Raw genomic sequence first — 458 nt, 5'->3', positions numbered from 1 at the left:
GACGCCCTTCGCCCCCGCCGAGGGGGACCCGTGCAGGGCCTCGCGCACCGCGCTGACGCGCTCGAAGAACGCCTCGTCCTCGCGCAGCTCCTCGGTGCGCTCACCGCGCAGATCCATCGTCAGGATCTCGCGGATGCGGCCTGGCCGCGGCGACATCACCACGACCCGGTCCGAGAGGAACACCTCCTCGGGGATCGAGTGGGTCACGAACACGACCGCGGCGCCCGTCTCCGCGCAGATGCGGGCGAGCTCGGTCTGCATCGTCTCGCGCGTCATCTCGTCGAGCGCACCGAACGGCTCGTCCATGAGCAGCAGCCGCGGCTTCTCGGCGAACGCGCGCGCGATCGCGACGCGCTGCTGCTGGCCGCCGGAGAGCTCGTGCGGGCGATGGGTGAGCCGATTCGCGAGACCGAGCGACTCGACGAGCCCGTCGATGCGTGCCCGCTCGAGCGCGGTCG

1 protein-coding gene is annotated in these 458 nt (G+C 72.3%); it reads right to left on the bottom strand.

The window, feature by feature from the left end:
* Positions 1 to 458, bottom strand: a 458-nt coding sequence (locus tag ACWKV4_RS20595) for an ABC transporter ATP-binding protein (RefSeq protein WP_483839559.1), incomplete at both ends; no start/stop codon positions are given.

The sequence above is a fragment of the Pseudomonas artemisiae genome (assembly GCF_057128685.1).
Note: the sequence above shows the minus strand (reverse complement) of the source record. Positions and strands in the feature narration are given on the sequence as shown.